This window comes from Streptomyces glaucus (assembly GCF_039533365.1).
In the GTDB taxonomy this organism is placed as follows: domain Bacteria; phylum Actinomycetota; class Actinomycetes; order Streptomycetales; family Streptomycetaceae; genus Streptomyces; species Streptomyces glaucus.
Genome location: NZ_BAAATK010000010.1, coordinates 75,836 through 97,717 on the forward strand (window position 1 = coordinate 75,836; position 21,882 = coordinate 97,717).

General features: G+C 73.8%; 20 protein-coding genes. 8 read left to right on the forward strand and 12 right to left on the reverse strand.

Translation table 11 applies throughout. The features are described from left to right. Window positions 1–6 precede the first annotated feature (6 nt). The 4 genes from ABD363_RS10380 to ABD363_RS10395 are packed head-to-tail and all read left to right on the forward strand — an operon-like array spanning window position 7 to window position 4,923. Entirely contained in the window at window positions 7–969 is a 963-nt protein-coding gene (locus ABD363_RS10380; protein ID WP_344601947.1) for an ABC transporter permease, read from the forward strand. Further along, window positions 966–2,939: a dipeptide/oligopeptide/nickel ABC transporter permease/ATP-binding protein gene (locus ABD363_RS10385; protein ID WP_344601949.1), complete on the forward strand. Its 1,974-nt coding sequence runs from the start codon at window positions 966–968 to the stop codon at window positions 2,937–2,939. Before ABD363_RS10380 ends, ABD363_RS10385 begins: the two co-directional genes overlap by 4 nt. Then, window positions 2,936–3,988 carry an oligopeptide/dipeptide ABC transporter ATP-binding protein gene (locus ABD363_RS10390; protein WP_344601951.1) on the forward strand — a complete coding sequence of 351 codons (1,053 nt, stop codon included), beginning with the start codon at window positions 2,936–2,938 and terminating at the stop codon, window positions 3,986–3,988. Before ABD363_RS10385 ends, ABD363_RS10390 begins: the two co-directional genes overlap by 4 nt. Next, window positions 3,988–4,923, forward strand: a complete 936-nt coding sequence (locus ABD363_RS10395) for a dihydrodipicolinate synthase family protein (protein ID WP_344601953.1) — start codon at window positions 3,988–3,990, stop codon at window positions 4,921–4,923. The genes ABD363_RS10390 and ABD363_RS10395 overlap by 1 nt, the downstream gene beginning before the upstream one ends. Window positions 4,924–5,232: 309 nt before the next feature. Here ABD363_RS10395 and ABD363_RS10400 read toward each other — a convergent pair whose 3' ends face one another. Together ABD363_RS10400 and leuA are read right to left on the reverse strand one after the other, a co-directional pair. Next, window positions 5,233–5,928 carry a TerB family tellurite resistance protein gene (locus ABD363_RS10400; RefSeq protein ID WP_344601955.1) on the reverse strand — a complete coding sequence of 232 codons (696 nt, stop codon included), beginning with the start codon at window positions 5,926–5,928 and terminating at the stop codon, window positions 5,233–5,235. Window positions 5,929–6,111: 183 nt separating this feature from the next. After that, window positions 6,112–7,833: a 2-isopropylmalate synthase gene (gene leuA, locus ABD363_RS10405; protein ID WP_344601957.1), complete on the reverse strand. Its 1,722-nt coding sequence runs from the start codon at window positions 7,831–7,833 to the stop codon at window positions 6,112–6,114. Window positions 7,834–8,170: 337 nt separating this feature from the next. Here leuA and ABD363_RS10410 point away from each other — a divergent pair, with 337 nt between their 5' ends. Then, complete coding sequence (locus ABD363_RS10410; RefSeq protein WP_344601959.1) at window positions 8,171–9,238, forward strand: M4 family metallopeptidase; 1,068 nt, start codon at window positions 8,171–8,173, stop codon at window positions 9,236–9,238. 21 nt (window positions 9,239–9,259) lie between these two features. Beyond that, complete coding sequence (locus ABD363_RS10415) at window positions 9,260–9,526, forward strand: protealysin inhibitor emfourin (protein ID WP_344601961.1); 267 nt, start codon at window positions 9,260–9,262, stop codon at window positions 9,524–9,526. A 72-nt stretch (window positions 9,527–9,598) separates the two neighbouring features. Here ABD363_RS10415 and era read toward each other — a convergent pair whose 3' ends face one another. From era to ABD363_RS10465, 10 genes are all read right to left on the reverse strand, one after another. After that, complete coding sequence (era, locus tag ABD363_RS10420) at window positions 9,599–10,552, reverse strand: GTPase Era (RefSeq protein ID WP_344601963.1); 954 nt, start codon at window positions 10,550–10,552, stop codon at window positions 9,599–9,601. 86 nt (window positions 10,553–10,638) lie between these two features. Continuing rightward, window positions 10,639–10,992, reverse strand: coding sequence for a cytidine deaminase (locus tag ABD363_RS10425; protein WP_344601965.1), 354 nt, complete (start codon window positions 10,990–10,992; stop codon window positions 10,639–10,641). 26 nt (window positions 10,993–11,018) lie between these two features. Continuing rightward, complete coding sequence (locus tag ABD363_RS10430; RefSeq protein ID WP_344601967.1) at window positions 11,019–11,378, reverse strand: MmcQ/YjbR family DNA-binding protein; 360 nt, start codon at window positions 11,376–11,378, stop codon at window positions 11,019–11,021. Next, window positions 11,375–12,682 (reverse strand): hemolysin family protein, encoded by a 1,308-nt coding sequence (locus ABD363_RS10435; protein ID WP_344601969.1) that lies wholly within the window; start codon window positions 12,680–12,682, stop codon window positions 11,375–11,377. The genes ABD363_RS10430 and ABD363_RS10435 overlap by 4 nt, the downstream gene beginning before the upstream one ends. Next, the gene (gene ybeY, locus ABD363_RS10440; protein ID WP_344601971.1) at window positions 12,679–13,176 is read right to left on the reverse strand and encodes an rRNA maturation RNase YbeY; all 498 of its coding nucleotides are present in this window, start codon (window positions 13,174–13,176) and stop codon (window positions 12,679–12,681) included. The genes ABD363_RS10435 and ybeY overlap by 4 nt, the downstream gene beginning before the upstream one ends. 13 nt (window positions 13,177–13,189) lie before the next feature. Next, window positions 13,190–14,260, reverse strand: a complete 1,071-nt coding sequence (locus tag ABD363_RS10445; RefSeq protein ID WP_344601973.1) for a PhoH family protein — start codon at window positions 14,258–14,260, stop codon at window positions 13,190–13,192. A 278-nt stretch (window positions 14,261–14,538) separates the two neighbouring features. Beyond that, a complete protein-coding gene (locus ABD363_RS10450) occupies window positions 14,539–15,711 on the reverse strand; it encodes a carbohydrate kinase family protein (RefSeq protein WP_425577962.1) in 1,173 nt (390 codons plus the stop codon). A gap of 102 nt (window positions 15,712–15,813) precedes the next feature. After that, on the reverse strand, window positions 15,814–17,217 hold the full coding sequence (locus ABD363_RS10455) for an MFS transporter (RefSeq protein WP_344601975.1): 1,404 nt from the start codon (window positions 17,215–17,217) through the stop codon (window positions 15,814–15,816). Between the two features lie 78 nt (window positions 17,218–17,295). Further along, on the reverse strand, window positions 17,296–18,630 hold the full coding sequence (locus ABD363_RS10460) for a glucarate dehydratase family protein (protein WP_344601977.1): 1,335 nt from the start codon (window positions 18,628–18,630) through the stop codon (window positions 17,296–17,298). Further along, window positions 18,627–19,568: a 5-dehydro-4-deoxyglucarate dehydratase gene (locus ABD363_RS10465; protein WP_425577963.1), complete on the reverse strand. Its 942-nt coding sequence runs from the start codon at window positions 19,566–19,568 to the stop codon at window positions 18,627–18,629. Before ABD363_RS10465 ends, ABD363_RS10460 begins: the two co-directional genes overlap by 4 nt. A 103-nt stretch (window positions 19,569–19,671) precedes the next feature. Between ABD363_RS10465 and ABD363_RS10470 the strand changes: the two genes are divergently transcribed. Both ABD363_RS10470 and ABD363_RS10475 read left to right on the forward strand, forming a co-directional pair. Then, entirely contained in the window at window positions 19,672–20,478 is an 807-nt protein-coding gene (locus ABD363_RS10470) for an IclR family transcriptional regulator (protein WP_344601981.1), read from the forward strand. Between the two features lie 179 nt (window positions 20,479–20,657). Continuing rightward, window positions 20,658–21,878: an MFS transporter gene (locus ABD363_RS10475; protein WP_344601983.1), complete on the forward strand. Its 1,221-nt coding sequence runs from the start codon at window positions 20,658–20,660 to the stop codon at window positions 21,876–21,878. The last annotated feature ends 4 nt before the right edge of the window (window positions 21,879–21,882 follow it).

Sequence of the window (21,882 nt, forward strand, 5' to 3'; positions counted from 1 at the left end):
TCCCCGGTGATCGCCGTCGCCCGGATCCTGCTCCGCCGCGTCGCCCTGCTGGTGCCGCTGCTGCTCGGCATCGTGCTGTTCGTGTTCCTGGTGATGCGGTTCTCGGACGTCGACCCGGCGTCCGCGTTCTTCCAGGGCGCCAACCCGACGCCCGAGCAGCTGCACGACTTCCGCGAGGAGCACGGCCTGCTCGACCCGCTCCCCGTCCGCTACCTGCACTTCGTCGGCGATCTGCTCCACGGCGACCTGGGCACCAGCGCCCTGACCCGCGCCCCGGTCGCCGACCAGGTCACCACCGCGCTGCCGCTCACCCTCCAGCTGACCTTCCTCGGGCTCGGCATCGCGGTGGTGCTGGCGCTGGCCGCCGGGGTGACGGCCGCGATCCACCGGGACCGGCTGCCCGACCAGATCATCCGCGTGGTGTCGCTGACCGGGGTCGCCGCGCCCGGTTTCTGGCTGGCGCTGCTGATGATCCAGTACCTGGCGGTGGACCTGGGCTGGTTCCCCACGGGCGGCTACGTCAACCCGGCGGACTCCGTCACGGGCTGGCTGCGGACGATGACGCTGCCCGCCCTGGCCCTGTCGCTGCCCGTCGCCGCCCAGCTCACCCGGATCGTGCGGACGGCGGTGGTGGAGGAGCTGGACAAGGACTACGTCCGCACGGCGATCGGCAGCGGGCTGCCGCCGCACGTGGTGGTGGGGCGGAACGTGCTGCGGAACGCGCTGATCAACCCGCTCACCGTGCTCGGCCTGCGCGTCGGCTACCTGCTGGGCGGCGCGGTCGTCATCGAGACGATCTTCTCCCTGCCCGGCATGGGCAAGCTGATGATCGACGCCGTGAAGAACGGCGACCCGGCCGTCGTCCAGGGCGTCGTGCTGACCACGGCGGCCGGCTTCGTCGTCGTCAACCTCGTCATCGACGTCCTCCACCTGCTGGTCAACCCACGACTGAGGGACACGACCGCATGATCACGCGCAACAGGCTCACCGAGGCGCTCGCCCGGCCCGGCATCCGGCTGCGCGGTCCGCGCCGGCTGCCGCCGCTGTCGAAGGCCGCCGTCTGCTTCCTCGCCGTCGTCGTCCTCGTGGCGCTGCTGGCGCCGCTGCTCGCGCCGCACGACCCGCTCGACCAGCAGCCGCCGGTCGACGGCACCGGACGCCCGTCGGCGGAGCACTGGATGGGGCAGGACAGCCTCGGCCGGGACATCCTCAGCCGGCTGATGTACGGGGCCCGCTGGTCCCTGGCCATCGGGCTCGGCGCCACCGCGCTCGCCCTCGTCGCCGGCGCCCTGCTCGGCGCGGTCGCGGCCACCTCCCGCAAGGCGGTCGACGAGACGCTGATGCGCTGCCTGGACGTGGTGATGGCGTTCCCCGGCATCGCGCTGGCGGCCGTCCTGGTCGCCGTGTTCGGCGGCGGGATCACCGTGCTGATCTGCGCGATCGCCTTCCTGTTCACCCCGCCGGTGGCCCGCGTCGTCCGGGCGAACGTGCTCGACCAGTACGGCGAGGACTACGTGACGGCGGAACGGGTGATCGGCGCGCGGACGCCGTACATCGTCGTCCGGCACGTGGCGGTCAACTGCGCCGCGCCGGTGCTGGTGTTCTGCACCGTCCAGGTCGCCGAGGCGATCGTCTTCGAGGCGTCGCTGTCCTTCATCGGGGCCGGGGTCCGGCCGCCCGACCCCTCCTGGGGCAGCGTCATCGCGGACGGCAAGAACATGGTGCTGACCGGCGGCTGGTGGGCGACCGTCTTCCCCGGGCTGCTGATGCTGCTCACCGTGCTGTCGCTGAACGTCCTGTCCGAGGGCGTCTCCGACGCGTGGGCGGCGCCCTCGGCGCGGGAGGCCGACGTCCGCGACGGCGACCGGCTTCAGGCGCCCGAGCCGGGCAGCGGCCGGGTGCTGCCGCTGCCGGGCCTCGCGGCGGCGGCCCGGCGGCTGCGCTCCCGGGCCCGCGCGGTGCCCCGCGACGGGCAGCCGGTGCTGGCGGTGGAGAACCTCGCCATCGGCTTCGACCACCGCCACGGCGGCGTGGACGTCGTCGACGGCATCGGCTTCGAGGTGCACCCCGGGGAGGTCGTCGGACTGGTCGGCGAGTCGGGCTGCGGCAAGTCGCTGACCGCGCTCGCGATCATGGGCCTGGAGCCGAAGGGGGCGCGGGTGCGCGGGCAGGTCCGCTTCGGCGGGCGGGACCTGCTGGCCGAGCCGATGCGCGTGCGCCGCCGGCTCCTCGGCCACGAGATGGCGATGATCTACCAGGACGCCCTGTCGTCGCTGAACCCGGCCATGACCATCCAGGCCCAGCTCAGGCAGGTCGTGCGGCGCGGGGGCCGGCGCAGCCCGCACGAGCTGCTGACGATGGTCGGCCTGGACCCCGCGCGCACCCTGCGCAGCTACCCGCACGAGCTGTCCGGCGGGCAGCGCCAGCGCGTCCTGATCGCCATGGCGCTCTCCCGCGACCCGCGGCTGATCGTCGCCGACGAGCCGACGACCGCGCTGGACGTGACCGTGCAGGCGCAGGTGATGGAGCTGCTGCTGAGGCTGCGGGAGGAGCTGGGCTTCGCGCTGATCCTGGTCTCGCACGACCTGGCGCTGGTCGCGGACGTCACCGACCGGGTGGTGGTGATGTACGGCGGGCAGATCGTGGAGACCGGCGTGACCGCCGACCTGGTGGCGGCGCCCGCCCACCACTACACGCGCGGCCTGCTCGGCAGCGTGCTGTCGCTGGAGTCGGCCGAGGAGCGGATGACGCAGATCAAGGGGGTCGTGCCGGCCCCCGCGGACTTCCCGGCCGGCTGCCGGTTCGCCGACCGGTGCCCGCTGGCGAGCGAGGTCTGCCGCACGACCGCGCCCGGCCCGCGGGGCACGCCGGCGCACACGGCGGCCTGTCACCACCCGGCCGTCGACCTGGCCGCGACCGGAAGCGAGGTGGTCCCGTGACCGCGCCAGCGGACCCGCAGCGGGACGGTGCCGCGCCCGCGCTGGTGGAACTGGCGGACGCGCACGTCGTGCACAAGGCCCGCAGCGGCGGCCTGTTCACCCGGGACCGGGTGTACGCGCTCACCGGCGCCGATCTCGCGATCGCGCCCGGCGAGACGGTCGGCGTGGTCGGCGAGTCCGGCTGCGGCAAGTCCACGCTGGCGAAGGTGCTGGTGGGCGTGGAGCGGCCGACGTCCGGGCGGGTGCTGTTCCGGGGCCGCGACCTGTGGGCGATGCCGGCGGCCGAACGCCGCGCGGCCGTCGGCGGCAGCACCGGCATGATCTTCCAGGACCCGTCGACGGCCCTGAACCGCCGGCTGACCGTCCGCCGGATCCTGCGCGACCCGCTGGACGTGCACGGCCGGGGCACGACGGCGCAGCGGGAGGAGCGGGTGCGGGAACTGATGGCCCTGGTCGGCCTCCCCCGCGCCCTCGCCGACGCGCTGCCCGGCCGGCTGTCGGGCGGCCAGCGCCAGCGCGTCGCCATCGCCCGCGCGCTGGCGCTCGACCCGGACCTGGTGGTGGCGGACGAGCCGACCAGCGCCCTGGACGTGTCCGTGCGGGCCCAGATCCTCAACCTGCTGCTGGACCTGAAGGAGCGCCTCGGCCTGGCCCTGGTCTTCGTCTCGCACGACATCCAGACCGTGCGGCGGATGAGCGACCGCGTGATCACCATGTACCTCGGCCGGATCGTCGAGGAGACCCCGGCCGGCCGGGTCACCGACCGGTCCCGGCACCCGTACACCCGCGCCCTGTTCTCCGCCACGCCCGGCCTGCTCGACCCGATCGAGCCGATCCCGCTCACCGGCCCCGTGCCCTCGGCGACGCACCCGCCGAGCGGCTGCCCCTTCCGCACCCGCTGCTGGAAGGCGGACGGCGTGTGCGCCGACACGATGCCCGGGTTCTCCGCCGCGTCCACGCCGGAGCACCGCTTCCGCTGCCACCATCCTGTGCAGGAGGACGAGTCGACCCGCGACCTCGTACGCCAGAGCAGACCGATGGAGCCCTGATGACGATCCCCGCCCCGCTCACCGGTGTCGTTCCGCCCGTGTGCACGCCCCTGACACCGGAGGGCGAGGTGGACGTCCCCTCGCTGCTCGGACTGCTCGACCACCTGGTGACGGGCGGGGTGCACGGGCTGTTCGTGCTCGGCTCCACCTCGGAGGCCGCGTACCTGACGGACCGGCAGCGCCGGCTGGTCGTGGAGACCACCGTGGCCCACCTCGGCGGGCAGCTCCCGGTCCTGGCGGGCGCGATCGACATGACGACGCCCCGGGTGCTGGAGCACGCCGCGTCCGCCGCCGCGGCGGGCGCGGACGCCGTCGTCGTCACCGCCCCGTTCTACGCCCGCACCCACCCGGCCGAGATCGCCCGCCACTACCGGCGGATCGCCGCCGCCTGCCCGGTCCCGGTCCTCGCCTACGACATCCCGTCCGCCGTGCACACCAAGCTGCCCGCCGGCCTGGTGCTGGAGCTGGCCGCCGACGGGGTGCTGGCCGGGCTGAAGGACTCCAGCGGCGACCTGGGCGGCTTCCGCGAGGTCGTCACGGGCGTCCGCGCCCGCCCCGGCGTCACCGGCTTCAGCGTCCTGACCGGCTCGGAGCTGATCGTCGACGCGGCGCTCGCGGTCGGCGCCGACGGGGCGGTGCCCGGCCTCGCCAACGTCGACCCGCACGGCTACGTCCGCCTCGACCGCCTGCACCGGTCCGGCGACCGGGACGGGGCGCGGGCCGAGCAGGAACGGCTGTGCGCCCTGTTCGGCCTGGTGGACGTCGGCGACCCGGCCCGGATGGGCGGCGCCTCCTCGGCGATCGGCGCCTTCAAGGCCGCGCTGCACCTGCGGGGCGTCATCGCCTGCCCGGTCACGGCCGAACCGCAGGTGCCGCTGTCGCCGGACGAGGTCGCGCGGGTGGGCAAGTACCTCGCCGGGGCGGGGCTGCTGTAGGGCCCTTCGCCCGATCCCCGGGGCGTCGCGGGGCCCGGCCCGCACGGCCGGCGCACGCACCGGGCACCGCTCCTTCCACGGGGTCCGCCCGGGGGTCCTGACGCGCGCCGGGTTCGCCGGCCGGCACCCGGCGGAACTCGATCGTCTCGTACGCCCCGGCCGTCCCCGTCCCGTACCGGATCCCGGCCGGCCGGCACCAGGTCGGAGCAGGCGGCCCGTCGCTCGGACAGCGTCAGCGCCTTGGTGAAGGTGGTCCCGCCGTCCGTGCTGCGCCGGACCGCCGTCGCCCGGCGGGCGGGGCGGCCTGCCTCACGAGGGCGTCCGCGCCGCCTCCAGCAGCCGCTTCACGTCCTGGGCGCAGATGGTCAGCGCCGCCCCCACGGTCGCGAGGACGTCCCGCTCGGCGGGCGTGTAGGGGCCGTCGGCCAGGGCGATGCGGGCGCCCTGGAGGAGGACCGACTCACGGCCGGCGGGGGCGAGGTGCGGGGCCAGCGGGTCCAGCGCCTCGTGCAGCTCTATGGCCAGGCCCGCCCCGCAGGGCTCGCCGTGGACCCGTCCGGTGTCCGCCGCCAGCGCCTCGACCAGGGCGGCCAGCTGTTCCTCGGTGCAGCCGTCGAACCCGGCCGCGCGCACGGCGGCCGCGGCCGTCTCCAGCGCCGCGCGCGAGCAGGTGTCGCCGGCGGCCAGCACCGCGAGGGCGACGGTGTGGACGGCGTCGCGGAGCATCGCGGAGAAGCGGACGGTGGTCGGATGGTCGAGGACGTCGGTGCCGAAGTGGCGGCGGCAGGCCGCGCACTCGACGACCGGTCCGGTCCCGCCGCGCGGCAGCACCGGCACGCCGACGAGGGTGAGGCGGCGGCGGCCGGTGAGGCGCTGGTAGTTGCGGTCGCCCCCGCAGCCGGGGCAGAAGAACTCGCCGTCGCCGACGCACGTCCACGCGGTGCGGACGCCCAGGATGCGCGCAAGCCCGGCGGCACGGTCGTTTCGTCCCCGTACTGGCAGCACGTCGCACCTCCGTAACCCCGCGGCACCATCGCCGCGTGGCGTGATGTTAGCCACATCACGGAGGCGGAGTCAGCACCCGGGAGGAGACCTTTCCGTGACCTGGCCGAGGAATGGCCGGTATGTGACGGGGCCCCGCCCGCCGGGGCGCGGCGGGCGGGGCCCGGAAAGACCCGTCCGGGCCGGTCAGCGGGATGCCCGGTTGACGGCGGAGACGACCGCCTTCAGCGAGGCGCGGGTGGTGTTCGCGTCGATCCCGATGCCCCACAGGACCTTGTCGCCGACGGCGCACTCGATGTAGGAGGCGGCCTGCGCCGAGGCGCCCTCGCTCATCGTGTGCTCCTGGTAGTCCAGCAGGCGTACGTCGACGCCGATGGACTGCAGCGCGTCGAAGAAGGCCGAGATGGGGCCGTTGCCGCTGCCGGTGAGGACGGTGTCCGCGCCGTCGACGGTGGCCTCGACGGTGAGCGTGTCCACGCCGTCGCGGTCGGTCGTCGACTGGCCGTTCCTCACCTGGATGCGGCCCCAGGGGTTGTCCGGGTTGGGCAGGTACTCGTCCTGGAAGACCTCCCAGATCTCCTTCGGCGTGATCTCGCCGCCCTCGGCGTCCGTCTTCGCCTGGATGATCCGGGAGAACTCGATCTGCATCCGCCGCGGCAGGTCCAGCTTGTGGTCGTTCTTCAGGACGTAGGCGATGCCGCCCTTGCCGGACTGCGAGTTGACGCGGATGACGGCCTCGTAGGACCGGCCGACGTCCTTGGGGTCGATCGGCAGGTACGGCACCGCCCACTCCAGGTCGTCGACCGTGACGCCCCGGGCGGCCGCGTCGGCCTCCATCGCGTCGAAGCCCTTCTTGATGGCGTCCTGGTGGGAGCCGGAGAAGGACGTGTAGACCAGGTCGCCCACGTACGGGTGGCGCGGGTGGACCTCCATCTGGTTGCAGTACTCCCAGGTACGGCGGATCTCGTCGATGTCGGAGAAGTCGATCTGCGGGTCGACGCCCTGGGAGAACAGGTTCATGCCCAGGGTGACCAGGTCGACGTTGCCGGTGCGCTCGCCCTGCCCGAACAGGCAGCCCTCGACGCGGTCGGCGCCGGCCATCAGCGCCAGCTCGGCCGCCGCGACGGCCGTGCCGCGGTCGTTGTGCGGGTGGACGGACAGGCAGACGTACTCGCGGCGGGACAGGTGACGGCCCATCCACTCGAAGCGGTCGGCGTGCGTGGACGGCGTCGAACGCTCCACGGTGGCGGGCAGGTTGAGGATGATCTCGCGGTCCGGGCCGGGCTGCCAGACGTCCATCACCGACTCGCAGACCTCCAGCGCGAAGTCCAGCTCGGTGTCGGTGAAGATCTCGGGGCTGTACTGGTAGCCGAACTCGGTCTCGTCGCCGAGCAGTTTCTCCGCGTACTCCATCACCAGGCGGGTGCCGTCGACGGCGATCTGCCGGATGTCGTCCTTCGAGCCGCGGAAGACGACCCGGCGGAAGACCGGGGCGGTGGCGTTGTAGAGGTGGACCGTGGCGCGGCGGGCGCCGCGCAGGGACTCCACCGTGCGCTCGATCAGGTCCTCGCGGGCCTGGGTGAGGACGGAGATCGTGACGTCCTCGGGGATCGCGCCCTCCTCCTCGATGATGGAGCGCACGAAGTCGTAGTCGGTCTGCCCGGAGGCCGGGAAGCCGATCTCGATCTCCTTGTAGCCCATCTTGACCAGCAGGTCGAACATCGCGCGCTTGCGCGCGGGCGACATCGGGTCGATCAGGGCCTGGTTGCCGTCGCGCAGGTCGGTGGAGAGCCAGCGGGGGGCCTGGGTGATCCGCCGGTTCGGCCAGGTGCGGTCGGGGAGGTCGACCTGCTCGTACCCGCGGTACTTGTGGATCGGCAGGGAACTGGGCTGCTGGCGGTTGACCATGGTCGCGTGGGCTCCTAGGGGTGTCCGCGATGTCCGCGTGTGCGGGAATACGGCCGACGACGCAACACCAAGCTCCGCGGGGAGGGGGTCGGCCTCGACTACAGGCCCTCGCCGCGGCAGCTAAGGAGAAGCAGCCCGAAATGCATGATGCTCCGCAGCCTAGCCGAGCCACGCCGGACGCGCGGGCCTGTTCCAGTATGCGGGACCCGGGAGAAATACTGGACAAAAAGTGCCGTATACCACTTCTCGCGCGGCAGCAGGCCTTTCTGTCACGGTATTTCACCGATCACGGTGGCTGATGGTGACATCGGCATGACACAGTGCAAGGGTTCCGGACATGACCATCCACGGGGGCTTCGAGCCCGTCTTCTGCACCATCGTGCCGCCCCACGTCCTCGACGCACTCGCCCGGTCCGGGGACCCGGCCCTCGCCCGCCCCGCGCGCCGCACCCTGGAGCGCGACGCCTTCGAACGCACCCACCGCCGGCTGACCACGGTCCTCGGCGCCCCGGCCGCGGCCCCGCCCGCCGCCGCGTCCGGCACGCCGCACCGCACCGTCTACGACGCCCGGCACGGCACCGACCTGCCCGGCCACAAGGTGCGCGGCGAGGGCGACGACCCCGGCCAGGACGCCTCCGTCAACCGCGCCTACGCCGGCCTCGGCGCCACCTTCGAGCTGTTCCTCACGGCGTACGGGCGCGACTCCATCGACGGCGCCGGGCTGCCGCTGGACGCGACGGTGCACTACGACCGGGACTACAACAACGCCTTCTGGAACGGCGAGCAGATGGTCTTCGGCGACGGGGACGGGGAGATCTTCCTCGACTTCACCCTCCCCGTCGACGTCATCGGCCACGAACTCGCCCACGGTGTCACGCAGTACACCGCCAACCTGACCTACTTCGGCCAGTCCGGCGCCCTCAACGAGTCGGTGTCGGACGTCTTCGGCGCCCTCATCAAGCAGTACACGCTGGGTCAGACCGCCGCCGAGGCCGACTGGCTGATCGGCGCGGGCCTGCTCGCCCCGCGCGTCACCGGCAAGGCGCTGCGCTCGATGAAGGAGCCGGGCACGGCCTACGACGACGACGTCCTCGGCAAGGACCCGCAGCCGGCGACGATGGACGACTACGTCCGCACCGGCAGCGACAACGGCGGCGTGCACATCAACTCCGGCATCCCCAACCGCGCCTTCTACCTCGCGGCCACCGCGCTGGGCGGCCACGCCTGGGAGCGCGCCGGGCAGATCTGGTACGACGTGCTGACCGGCGGCGAGCTCGAACAGGACGCCCGGTTCACGGACTTCGCGACGCTCACGGTGTCGGCGGCGCGGGCGCGTTACGGGGACGGCGAGGAGCGCGAGGCGGTGGCGAAGGCCTGGCAGCAGGTCGGGGTGCGCACCCGGTAGTTCCGTACTAGACAGGGAGCCATGCGTATTCAGGTGAGGTGCACGGGCGGGTTCGCGGGCATCGAGCGCCGTGCCGAGGTGGACACGTCGGGGCGCGCGGACGCGCACGAGTGGCGTGCCCTGGCCGAGCGGGCGGTCGCCGCGGGCCGGGGCGCGCCGCCGGCCGGGGTGCCGGACGGGTTCGGCTACCAGATCACCGTGGACGGCAGGACGGTGTACTGCGCGGACCCCCGGCTGACGGACGAACAGCGCGAGCTGATCTCGCGGGTGCTGAAGGAGGGCGCCTGACCCCCGTGCCGGTGCGGGGGGCCGGCGTCGGCCGTCGCCCGTGCGGACGGTCCGCGCCCGGCGGCGGCCGGGCTAGAAGCCCAGCCGGCGCAGCTGCTTGGGGTCCCGCTGCCAGTCCTTGGCCACCTTCACGTGCAGGTCCAGGAAGACCGGGGTCCCCAGCAGGGCCTCGATCTGCTTGCGGGACTTGATGCCGACCTCCTTCAGGCGCTTGCCCTTGGGGCCGATAATGATGCCCTTCTGGCTGGGGCGCTCGATGTAGACGTTGGCGTGGATGTCGAGGAGGGGCTTGTCGGCGGGGCGGTCCTCGCGCGGCAGCATCTCCTCCACGACCACCGCGATGGAGTGCGGGAGCTCGTCCCGTACGCCCTCCAGCGCCGCCTCGCGGATCAGTTCCGCGACCATGACCTGCTCGGGCTCGTCGGTCAGGTCGCCCTCCGGGTAGAGGGCCGGGCCCTCGGGCAGCAGCGGGATCAGCAGGTCCGCCAGCAGGTCCACCTGCTTGTTCGCGGTCGCCGACACCGGCACGATCTCCGCCCAGGTGATGCCGAGCTCCTTGCCGAGCTGGTCCACCGCGATCAGCTGCTCCGCCAGGGCCTTGGAGTCGACCAGATCCGTCTTGGTGACGACGGCGACCTTCGGGGTGCGCTTGATCCCGGCCAGCTCCTTGGCGATGAAGCGGTCGCCGGGGCCGATCTTCTGGTCCGCGGGCAGGCAGAAGCCGATCACGTCGACCTCGGCCCAGGTGGTGCGGACCACGTCGTTCAGCCGCTCGCCGAGCAGCGTGCGCGGCTTGTGCAGCCCCGGGGTGTCGACCAGGATCAGCTGGGCGTCCGGGCGGTGCACGATCCCGCGCACGGTGTGCCGGGTGGTCTGCGGCCGGTTGGAAGTGATCGCCACCTTCTGCCCGACCAGAGCGTTCGTGAGGGTGGACTTGCCCGCGTTGGGCCGCCCGACGAAGCAGGCGAAACCGGCCCGGTGCAGGGCCTCGACCGGTTGCTCGGATGACTGGGTACGAACGCTCATGCCGCCCATTCTCCCTGATCCACGAAGCCGTGCCGCACCACCGGGCGCGCCCCGCGGGCCGGGGCGGGCACCGGCTCCGTACGCCGTCAGCCCGCCGGGACCGTCAGCCGGACCTCGCCGTCCGTCCCGGCCACCAGCACCGGCGTGTCCGGCCCGCCCAGGTCCCGCACGGCGGCCCGGTCCTCGTCCGCGACCTCCTCGGCCTCGGTCACCACGGCCGCCGCCTCCAGGGACTTCGCCCCGGACGCCACCGCCATCGCCACCGCCGTCCGCAGGGCGCTGAGCTGCAGCGAGTCGAGGGCGACGGTCCCGGCGACGTACGTACGGCCCGTCTCGTCGCGCACGGCGGCCCCCTCGGGCACGCCGTTGCGGGCCCGCGCGGAACGGGCCAGGGTGACGATCTTGCGGTCCTCGGGGGTGAGCGCGCTGGTGTCGGTCATGATCCGAGCATACGAGGCGGTGCGCGTCACGGGCGGTCCAGGCGGAGCCGGTCGGCGCGCGGCAGGCCGGCGACGACCAGGTCGTAGGAGTCCTCGACGAGTTCCCGGACCAGGCGGTCCGGGAGGCCGCCGTCGGCGGTGACCGTGTTCCAGTGCCGCTTGTTCATGTGGTAGCCGGGGACGATCAGGCCCGGGTGCTGCGCGCGGAGCCGCAGGGCGTCCTCCGGGTCGCACTTGAGGTTGACCGTGAGCGGGCGCGCGTCCAGGTCCGCCAGGGCGAACATCTTGCCCCGCACCTTGAAGACCGAGGTCCGGGGGCCGAAGGGGAAGTCCTCCACCGCGGCGTTGAAGGACAGGCAGTACGCGCGCAGCTCCTTCGGGCTCACTCCGCTTCCTTCTCCTCCTCCGGGGGCCTGGCCGGGCCCACCGGCTCCGCCAGCACGGTCACGATCTTGTTCCGGCGGCCGGCGGCGGCCTCCGCGGTCAGCCGCAGCTCCCGCCCGTCCGGCAGTTCCACCACGGACGACGCGCCGGCGATCGGGACCCGGCCGAGCGCCTTGGCGAGCAGGCCGCCGACGGTCTCCACGTCCTCGTCGTCGTAGGACTCCAGGCCGTACAGCTCGCCGAGGTCGCCGATGCCGAGGCGGGCGGTGACCCGGTAGCGGTCCTCGCCCAGTTCCTCGACGGGCGGGAGCTCCCGGTCGTACTCGTCGGTGATCTCGCCGACGATCTCCTCCAGGATGTCCTCGATGGTGACGATGCCGGCCGTGCCGCCGTACTCGTCGATGACGACGGCGACGTGGTTGCGCTCCTTCTGCATCTCGCGCAGCAGGTCGCCGGCGTTCTTGGTGTCGGGCACGAAGAACGCGGGCCGCATGGCGGTGGAGACCAGCTCGCTCTCCGCGTCGCGGCTGATGTGCGTCTTGCGGGCCAGGTCCTTCAGGTACACGATCCCGACGATGTCGTCCTCGCTCTCGCCGGTCACCGGGATGCGGGAGAAACCGGAGCGCAGCGCGAGGGTGAGGGCCTGGCGGATCGTCTTGAAGCGCTCGATGACCACCAGGTCGGTGCGCGGCACCATGACCTCCCGGACGAGGGTGTCGCCCAGCTCGAAGACCGAGTGCACCATGCGGCGCTCCTCCGCCTCGATCAGCGACTCCTTCTCCGCGAGGTCGACCAGCGCGCGCAGCTCCGCCTCGGAGGCGAAGGGGCCGTGGCGGAAGCCCTTGCCGGGGGTGAGCGCGTTGCCGATGAGGATCAGCAGGGAGGGGACGGGGCCCATGATCCTGGCCAGCGGCACCAGGGCGTACGCCGCCGCCGTCGCCGTGTTCAGCGGGTGCTGGCGGCCGATGGTGCGCGGGGAGACGCCGACGGCGACGTACGACACGAGGACCATGACCGCGATGGCGATCGCCAGGGCCTCGCCGGTGTGGTCGAACTCCCGCAGGCAGGCGTGGGTGACCAGCGCGGCGGCGGCCATCTCGCAGGCGACGCGGACCAGCAGCGCCACGTTGAGGTAGCGGGTCGGGTCGGCGGCGACCTGGGCGAGCTTGGCGCTGCCGCGCCGCCCGGAACGCACGGCTTCCTCGGCGCGGAAGCTGGAGACGCGCGCCAGACCCGCCTCCGCGCAGGCGGCGAGCCAGGCGACGACGACCAGGGCGACGGCGCCGGAGACGAGCGGGAGGCTCATGACACGGTCGGAGCCGGGGACGGGCCGGTCAGGCCCCTCTCCGCGCGCCAGCCGTCCACGATGGCCGCCTGCAGGCCGAACATCTCGGCCTTCTCGTCGGGTTCCTCGTGGTCGTAGCCGAGCAGGTGCAGCACACCGTGGACGGTGAGCAGCTGCAGCTCCTCGTCCATGGTGTGCCGCGTCGGCGCCTCGGCGCCCTGCCGGGCGGCGACCTCGGGACACAGCACGATGTCGCCGAGCAGCCCCTGCGGCGGTTCGTCGTCGTCCTTCGACGGCGGGCGCAGCTCGTCCATCGGGAAGGACATCACGTCCGTCGGGCCCGGCAGGTCCATCCACTGGACGTGGAGCTGCTCCATGGCGTCGGCGTCCACGATGATCACCGAGAGTTCGGAGAGCGGGTGGATGCGCATCCGGGCCAGCGCGTAGCGGGCGATGTCGAGGATCGCCTGCTCGTCGACCTCGGTTCCGGACTCGTTGTTGACGTCGATCGACATGTGCGGCGCTTGTCTACTTCCCCTTGTGCCCGGACTTGCCCCGGCCGCCCTTGGGGGCGCCGTTCTGGGTGCCGTGCCTGTTGTCGTACTGCTCGTACGCGTCGACGATACGGCCCACCAGCTTGTGCCGGACGACGTCGTGCGAGGACAGCCGGGAGAAGTGGACGTCCTCGACGCCCTCCAGGATCTCCTGGACCTGGCGCAGTCCGGACTTCTGGCCGTCGGGGAGGTCGACCTGCGTCACGTCGCCCGTGATCACGATCTTCGAGTCGAAGCCGAGGCGGGTGAGGAACATCTTCATCTGCTCGGGGCTCGTGTTCTGGGCCTCGTCGAGGATGATGAAGGCGTCGTTGAGCGTGCGGCCCCGCATGTAGGCGAGCGGCGCGACCTCGATCGTGCCCGCGGCCATGAGCCTCGGGATCGAGTCGGGGTCGAGCATGTCGTGCAGCGCGTCGTACAGCGGGCGCAGGTACGGGTCGATCTTCTCGTACAGCGTGCCGGGCAGGAAGCCGAGGCGTTCGCCCGCCTCGACCGCCGGGCGGGTCAGGATGATGCGGTTGACCTGCTTGGACTGCAGGGCCTGCACCGCCTTGGCCATCGCCAGGTACGTCTTGCCGGTACCGGCGGGGCCGATGCCGAAGACGATCGTGTGCTTGTCGATCGCGTCCACGTACCGCTTCTGGTTGAGGGTCTTGGGACGGATCGTGCGGCCGCGCGAGGACAGGATGTTCTGGGTGAGCACCTGGGCCGGGGTCTCCGGTCCGTCGCTCTCCCCGCTTCCGCTCGCCCTCAGCATGGCGATCGAACGTTCCACGGCGTCCTCCGTCATCGGCTGCCCGGTGCGGAGCACGAGCATCATCTCCTCGAACACGCGCGAGACGAGGGCGACCTCCGCCGGGTCGCCGACCGCGCTGATCTCGTTGCCCCGGACGTGGATGTCGGCCGCCGGGAAGGCCTTCTCGATCACGCGCAGGAGGGAGTCCCCGGAACCCAGCACGGTCACCATGGGGTGCTGGGCGGGAACGGTGAACTGCACTTTCGCCTGCCCCTGCGCGGGGGTGTGAGCTGTGGGTGTCTCAGTCATGGGCCGGCGCTTAAGGCCTGCGGTTCCTCCTCGTCACGGCCGCGTAGCTGAGGGCGGCCTCGCGCTACCAAGGGTACGACGGGGGCGTGACAACACCGTAGGACTTTTCGGGGCCGGGGTTCCGCGGAGGCCGGGCGGGCCGGACGGGCCGGGAGCGCCGGCGGGAGCCGCCCGGCCTGTCCCGGCCCGGGGCGCCGTGCCCGGGCCGGGACACTCCGTGTCCCGGCCGGTGCCGCGTCGCGCCGGGCGGGGCCGCACCGGACCCCGGCGGGGCCGGGTCACGCCGGGCGGCGGAAGCCGATCGTCGGGACCGCCCGCCGCAGCGGCCACGGCCCGACCGGGTCGTCCGGGACCAGGTCCGCCAGGAACGCGTACCGCCGCAGGGCGGCCGGGTCCTGGCCCGCCACCGACCGGACCCTGCGCCACCACCCCGCGATCTCCGACCAGCCCGGCGCCGACAGCGACCCGCCGAACTCCTGGACCGAGAGCGCGGCCGTCAGGCCCGCGAAGGCGAGGCGGTCGGCCAGCGGCCAGCCGGCCAGCGTGCCGGTGACGAAGCCGGCGACGAAGACGTCCCCGGCGCCGGTCGGGTCGAGGGCCTCGACGGCGATGGCGGGCACCTCGGCGGTCTCCCCCGTGCGCCGGTCCACGGCGTACGCGCCCTCCGCGCCCAGGGTGACCACGGCGAGCGGCACGTGCTCGGTGAGCGCGTGCGCGGCGGCGCGCGGGCAGTCGGCGCCGGTGTAGCGCATGGCCTCCTCGGCGTTCGGCAGGAACGCCTCGCAGTGGGCCAGGTCGGCGAGGCCCGCCAGGTCCCACACGCCGGTGTCGTCCCAGCCGACGTCGGCGAAGACGCGGGTGCCCCGGGCGGCGGCCTGCGCGATCCAGGGGGCCCGCCTGCCGGGCGTGAGGGAGGCGATGGCGGCACGCGCGCGGGGCGGGCGGTCGGGGGCGGGTTCCTCCGGGGGCGGTTCGTGGCCGTGGGAGACCATCGTGCGCTCCCCCTCGTAGGCCATCGAGACCGTCACCGGCGAGTGCCAGCCGGGCACCCTGCGCGACGGGGTCAGGTCGATGCCCTCGCCCTGCTCCAGGGCGTCCCAGCAGTAGTCGCCGTAGTGGTCGTCGCCGAACGCGGCGGCCAGGGAGGTCCGCAGGCCGAGGCGGGCCAGCGCGGTCGCCATGTTCGCCACGCCGCCCGGGCTCGACCCCATTCCGCGCGCCCAGGACTCGGTCCCGCGCACCGGGGCGGAGTCGAGCCCGGTGAAGACGATGTCGAGGAAGACGGTGCCCGTGAGGTAGACGTCCCAGGGCGGGTCGCCGGGCGCGCGCAGGGCGGCGAGCGGGTCGACCTGGGTCCGGCGGTGCTGTCCCTCTGCGGTGCGGTGCTGTCCCTCTCCGGTGCGGTGCCGTCCCTCTCCGGTGGGGACGACGGAGGCGGTGGACGGTGTCACGGTGCGCTCCCTGGCATGGTGCGGATCAGGCCAGTGTGCACCACGGCACCGGCATCGCGGCGGCCGTCACGCCGTCACCGCCCCGGGTGGCGCCGCCTGCCGTCAGGCCGTCGCGGACCCGGGGAGCGCGGTGCGGGCCGTGCCCGGCGGCGCCTGCGGCGCGGTGGCGCCGCGGGCCCCGGCCGGGCGTGCGCGGACCCGGTCGTTGCGTCCGCCGCCGCGCACCAGCAGCACGCTCAGCGCGGCGAGGAAGCCGACGACGGTCAGCCCGACCAGGCCGCCCCTGGTGGAGCCGGTGGCGTCCTCGATGAGCCCGAAGGCGGTGGGGGCGACGAATCCGCCGAGGTTGCCGATGGAGTTGATCAGCGCGATGCCGGGGGCGGCGGCGCGGGCGTCGAGGTAGCTCTGCGGGATCGTCCAGAACACCGGGGAGGCGGGCTTGAAGCCCATCGCGGCCAGGCACAGCGCGCCCAGGCCCGCCCAGGGCGAGACGAAGACGGCGAGCAGCGTGCCGCAGCCGCCGAGCACCAGCAGGACGGCCAGGACCGGGCGCCGCTTGCCGAGGCGGTCCGAGACCCGCCCGCTGACGTACACGGCGGCGATCGCGCACAGCCACGGCACCGAGGTCAGCAGTCCCACCTGGAAGTCGCCGAGTCCGCCGATGTCGTCCACGATCGACGGCAGCCAGAAGGTGACCGCGTACAGGGCGACGTTGATCGCGAAGTAGATCCACAGGAAGAGCAGCATCTGCGGGTCGGCGAGCAGCCTCCAGCGGGAGACGTGGGCGCCGGCGCCGCGCCGGGCGTCGCGTTCCTCCTGCTCGGCGTCGATGACCGCGACGAGACCGGTCTTCTCCTCCTCGGTGAGCCAGTCGGCGCTCTCGACGCCGGAGTCGAGGAAGCGGTAGACGACGAAGCCGAGCACGACGGAGAAGACGCCCTCGATGAAGAACATCCACTGCCAGCCGGCGTGGCCCCACACGCCGTGCATCTCCATCAGCGCTCCGGAGACCGGGCCGACGATGACGGTGGCGGTGCCGGAGCCCATCAGGAAGACCGAGGTGGCCCGGCCGCGGTGGGAGTCGGGCAGCCAGCGGGAGAAGTAGTAGATGACGGCCGGGAAGAAGCCCGCCTCCGCGACGCCGAGCAGGAAGCGCAGGGCGTAGAACATCTCCACGCTGTTCACGAAGGCCATGGCGGTGGCGACGACACCCCAGCTGATCATGATGCGGGTGAGCCACACCTTCGGCCCGTAGCGCTCCATCAGGATGTTGGAGGGGACCTCGAAGAGGGCGTACGCGAGGAAGAAGATGCCGGCCCCGAGGCCGAAGGCGGCGGCGGACAGGCCGACGTCGGCGCGGAGTTCGTCCTGGGCGAAGCCCAGGTTCACGCGGTCCATGTAGTTCGCGACGAACATGACGAAGAACAGCGGGACCACCCGGCGGAAGATCTTGCGGACGGCCGACCGGACGGCGGGCGAGTGCGCTTCGGGAGGGACTGCGGACACGAGCGGCTCCGATCGTGGCAGGTGGAGGGAGGGGGAGGCGCGGGGCCGGGCGGCACTGGCTCCCGGCCCCGCGCGCGGTCACCAGCGCGGGACCGCCGGTGTGACCCACGCGGGGTCGGCGACGCGCATCGCCGCCGCGTCGTCGCGGTCGCGGAGCGCGCCGTCGTCGTCGAGCCACCGCCGGTGCAGGAGGTCCAGCCGGTCGCGGTCGAGTTCGACGCCGAGGCCGGGCGTGTCGGGGACCCGTACGGTGCCGCCCTCGAAGGCGATCCGCTCGGTGAGGACGTCCTCGGACTGCCAGGGGTAGTGGGAGTCGCAGGCGTGGTGGAGGTCGGGGACGGTGGCCGCGACGTGGGTCATGGCGGCGAGGCTGATGCCCAGGTGGGTGTTGGAGTGCATGGACACCCCGACGCCGAAGGTGCGGCAGATCGCGGCGAGGTGCTGGGTGTTGCGCAGCCCGCCCCAGTAGTGGTGGTCGGAGAGGACGACCTGCACGGCGCCCCGGGTGAACGCCTCCTCGATCTCGGCGAAGGTCGTCACGCACATGTTGGTGGCGAGCGGCACGCCCGCCCGCCGCCCGCCGGCGCCCCGGCCCGGGGCGTCCCGCAGCCGGGCGGCGACCTCGGCCATGGCGGGCGTGCCCAGCGCCGGGTCCTCCAGGTACTCCAGGACGTCCCCGAGTTCCTCCGCCACCCTCAGCGAGGTCTCCACGGACCAGGCGCCGTTGGGGTCCAGCCGCAGGGGGTGCCCGGGGAACGCCTCGGCCAGGGCGCGTACGGCGGCGATCTCCTCGTCCGGCGGGAAGACCCCGCCCTTGAGCTTGAAGGAGCCGAAGCCGTACCGCTCCTTGAAGGCGCGGGCCTGCGCCACGATCCCGGCCGGGTCGAGGGCGGCGCCCCAGTCGTCCTTCTCGGCCGGCACGCCCTCGGGGTGGGCGGCCCACTTGTAGAACAGGTAGGCGCTGTACTCGACGGCGTCCCGCACCTTCCCGCCGAGCAGCGCGTGCACGGGCAGGCCGAGCGCCCTGCCGAGGGCGTCCAGGCAGGCGACCTCGAAGGCGGAGACCACGGACAGGCGCAGCTTGTCGGCGGTCTGCACGCCCCGCAGCCCGCCGACGTCGACCTGGCCGGAGACCCGGGAGGCGTCGACGGCGACCTCCTGCGCGACCGTGAACAGCCCGTTCAGGTCGCTCACCCGGCGGCCCACCAGCCGGTCGGCGAAGGGCCGGGCCAGCTCCAGGTACTTGGTGTCGCCGTAGGTCTCGCCGAGGCCGGTCGTGCCGTCGGCCGTCACCACCTCCACGATCAGGCGGGGCGTGTACGGCTGGTGGACACCCTGGGTGTTGAGCAGCGGCGGGTCGGCGACGAGGATCGGCGTCAGCCGGACCTCGGCGATGGTCAGGTCACGGGTCACAGGGCGGCTCCTACGAGGTCGAGTCCGGTGGCGAGCAGGGTCTTCAGGGCGGCCAGGTCGGCGGCCGAGGGGTCGGTGAGCGGGGCGCGCACGGGTCCCACCGGGCGGCCGCGCAGCCGGGCCGCCGCCTTCACCAGCGACACGGCGTATCCGGGGACGCGGTCGCGCAGTTCGACGAGGGGGAGGTAGAAGCCGCGCAGCAGCGTGGCGGCCGTGGCCTCGTCGCCGTCGCGCAGGGCGGCGAAGAAGGCGTCCGCGATCTCGGGGGCGAAGGCGTGGACGGCGGAGGAGTAGGCGGGGACGCCGACGGCGGCGTAGGCGCGGGCCTGGATCTCGGCGGTGGCGGCGCCGTTGAAGAACAGGAAGCCCTCGGGGGCGGCGAGGGTGAGGCGCTGGAGGCGGTCGAGGTCGCTGTGGCCGTCCTTGAGGCCGATGACGCCGGGGATCCGCGTGACGCGCCGGAACGCCTCGGCGCCGAAGGCGACCTGGCCGCGCTGGTAGGCGATGAGCGGCAGCCGGGTGCGGGCGGCGATCTCCTCCAGCTGGGCGACCAGGCCGTCCTGCGGGGCGGCGACGAGGTAGTGCGGCAGGACGAGCAGGGCGTCGGCGCCCGCGTCCTCGGCGATGCGGGCGAAGCGGACGGCCTGCGCCCAGCCGTAGCCGACGCCGGCCACGACCGGCGTCCGCCCGGCCGCCTCCTGGACGGCGATCGTGACGACGCGCCGGTACTCGTCCTCGTCCAGGGAGAAGAACTCGCCGGTGCCGCAGGCGGGGAAGAGGGCGCCGGGGCCGGTGGCGAGCTGGGCGGCGACGTAGTCGCGGTAGCCGTCGGGGTCGAGGGACCCGTCGGCGCGGAAGCTGGTCAGCGGGAACGACAGCACGCCGTCCGCCATGCCCTTCGCGAGCCGTGCCGCCACGGTGCCGGTGTCGAGACTCACCCTCGCCATCTCCCTATGTAGACGTCATCCACGTATGGAGATGGAGGTTAGATACGCGAACACGGCCCGTCAATGGTCCGGAGCCGGCGATTACGATCGGCTCATGCCGGGGACGGGGAGCGGGACAGGGAGCGCGGCGGGCGGCGTCCGCGAGGTGAAGTCCGCGGCGCGCACGGTGGAGCTGCTGGAACTGCTGGCCGCGCGCGGGGACCGCCCGGCACGGCTGCAGGAGCTCGCGGACGAGCTGGGCGTGCCGCGCAGTTCGATGTACGCGCTGCTGCAGACGCTGATCTCGCGCGGCTGGGTGCGCACCGACGTCACCGGCTCCCTGTACGGCATCGGCATCCACGCCCTGCTCACCGGCACCAGTTACCTCGACTCCGACCCCCGGGTGCGGGCGGTGCGGCCGTACCTCGACGAGGCGTCGGAGGCGCTCGGCGAGACGATCCACCTGGGGCGGCTGGACGGCCGGGACGTGGCCTACCTGGCGACGCGGGAGTCGCACGAGTACCTCAGGACGATCAGCCGCGTGGGGCGTCGGCTGCCGGCGCACGCGGGCGCGCTGGGCAAGGCGCTGCTGGCGGAGCGGCCCGACGAGCAGGTGCCCGAGGGGCCGTACGAGGCGCTGACGCCCCACACGCACACCGGCCGGGAGTCCCTGCTGGCCGATCTGGCGCGGGTGCGGGAGCGCGGCTACTCCGTGGACCGGGAGGAGGGCGTGCCCGGCATCGTCGGGTTCGGGTTCGCGCTGCGGTACGACACGCCCGCGCAGGACGCGATCAGCTGCTCGGTGCCGGTGGCGCGGCTGACGCCGGAGCACGAGCGGCGGATCGTCGCGGTGATGCGGGAGATCCGGACGAAGGCGGAGGCGTCGGTTCCGGCCGGGGGCGGGTCCGTCCACTGGCGGTGACGCGCTCGCCTACCCGGCCTCTCCCGCCGCAAACGCCCACGTGCTCAGCATCACACCCGCGCGCCTCCCTCAGCCCTGTCCCCGCTTGATACAAATTGCCCGCGCGTTCCTGTCCGTCGACGGGCGTCGCTCTCTCCCCCTCCGCCGAGCCGCTCCTTCCGCACGCCCTGGGAACGCCCGTGTCCGCCCCCCGCACCACCCCCCGGTCCCTCGTCGCCCTGTTCACGGCCGGGTACCTCGCCTCGTATCTGCTCCCCACCACCGTCGGCAGACTCGACGCCGGCCTTGCGCTCACCGCCACGCAGGCCGGCGCCGTCGGCAGCGCCCTGCTGCTGAGTTCGGCGTCGGCGGGTTTCCTGCTCGCCTCCCGGGTCGACCGGATCGGGCCGCGCGTCCTGGCGCGGCTCGGCCTCGGCCTCGCGGTCCTCGGCTACGGCGGCGCCGCGCTCACCACCGCCGTCCCGGCCGTCGTGGCCGGCGCGGTCGTCGGCGGCTTCGGCTCCGGCACCGCCACGACGGTCGCCGCGAGCGGGATCGCCGCCCAGCGGGACCCGCACCGCGCCTCCGCGCTGGGCCTGCTGACGGTCTCCGCGCTGGCGGGCGCGGTGTACCTGACCGTCCCGCACCTCGGCCCGGGGCACGGGCTGCCGCTGGCCGCGATCGCGCTCACCGCGCTCGCCGTGTGGCCGCTGACCGGGCGGCTGCCCGCCGCCGCGGCCGCCGCCCGCCACCGGGACCCCGGCGCCCCGCTCCCCCACCGCCGCCGCGGGCTGGTCCTCGCCGCCGCGATGCTCGGCTGGGCCCTCGCCCAGAACTCCCTGTGGGGCGTCAGCAGCCGGATCGGGCTGACCCAGGCGCGTCTCACCGAGGCCGCCCTCGGGGTGGTCCTCGCCGCGGCGCTCGGCGCGGGCCTGCTCGGGGTGCTCGGCGCGGGCGCGCTGGGGCCGCGGTTCGGGCGGGCGGTGCCGATCGGGGCGGGGACGGCGGTCATCGCCGGCTGCGTCGCGCTGAGCGCGTCCGCGACCGGCCCGGCGGGCTTCGCGGCCGGCGAGATCGCCTGGAACGCGCTCTACCCGGTCGTGCTGTCGTACGTGATCGGCCTCGCCGCCTCGCTGGACGCGCGCGGCCGGTGGGCCGTGCTGGTGGGCTCGGCGTCCTCGCTGGGCACGGCGGCGGGGCCGCTGGCCGGCAGCGTGCTGTCCGCGCGGGCCGGCTTCCCGGCCATGGGCGCGGTCCTCGGCCTCGTCCTGCTGGCGGTCGCCGTGCCGATGACCGCCGTCGCCCTGCGCGCCGACCGGCGCCGGCCGCCGGTCGTCGAGATCCCCGTGGACACCCCGGCCCTCCCCGCCCGCCGCGCCTACGACACGGCGGCGGCCGGCCCGGCCCCCGGGACCGGCTGACGGC

Coding starts and splice junctions, on each gene's coding strand:
- ABD363_RS10385 (WP_344601949.1), top strand. CDS start 966: ATGATCACGCGCAACAGGCTCACCGAGGCGCTCGCCCGGCCCGGCATC.
- ABD363_RS10395 (WP_344601953.1), top strand. CDS start 3,988: ATGACGATCCCCGCCCCGCTCACCGGTGTCGTTCCGCCCGTGTGCACG.
- leuA (WP_344601957.1), bottom strand. CDS start 7,833: ATGGTCAACCGCCAGCAGCCCAGTTCCCTGCCGATCCACAAGTACCGC.
- ABD363_RS10410 (WP_344601959.1), top strand. CDS start 8,171: ATGACCATCCACGGGGGCTTCGAGCCCGTCTTCTGCACCATCGTGCCG.
- ABD363_RS10415 (WP_344601961.1), top strand. CDS start 9,260: ATGCGTATTCAGGTGAGGTGCACGGGCGGGTTCGCGGGCATCGAGCGC.
- era (WP_344601963.1), bottom strand. CDS start 10,552: ATGAGCGTTCGTACCCAGTCATCCGAGCAACCGGTCGAGGCCCTGCAC.
- ABD363_RS10425 (WP_344601965.1), bottom strand. CDS start 10,992: ATGACCGACACCAGCGCGCTCACCCCCGAGGACCGCAAGATCGTCACC.
- ABD363_RS10435 (WP_344601969.1), bottom strand. CDS start 12,682: ATGAGCCTCCCGCTCGTCTCCGGCGCCGTCGCCCTGGTCGTCGTCGCC.
- ybeY (WP_344601971.1), bottom strand. CDS start 13,176: ATGTCGATCGACGTCAACAACGAGTCCGGAACCGAGGTCGACGAGCAG.
- ABD363_RS10445 (WP_344601973.1), bottom strand. CDS start 14,260: ATGACTGAGACACCCACAGCTCACACCCCCGCGCAGGGGCAGGCGAAA.
- ABD363_RS10470 (WP_344601981.1), top strand. CDS start 19,672: ATGCCGGGGACGGGGAGCGGGACAGGGAGCGCGGCGGGCGGCGTCCGC.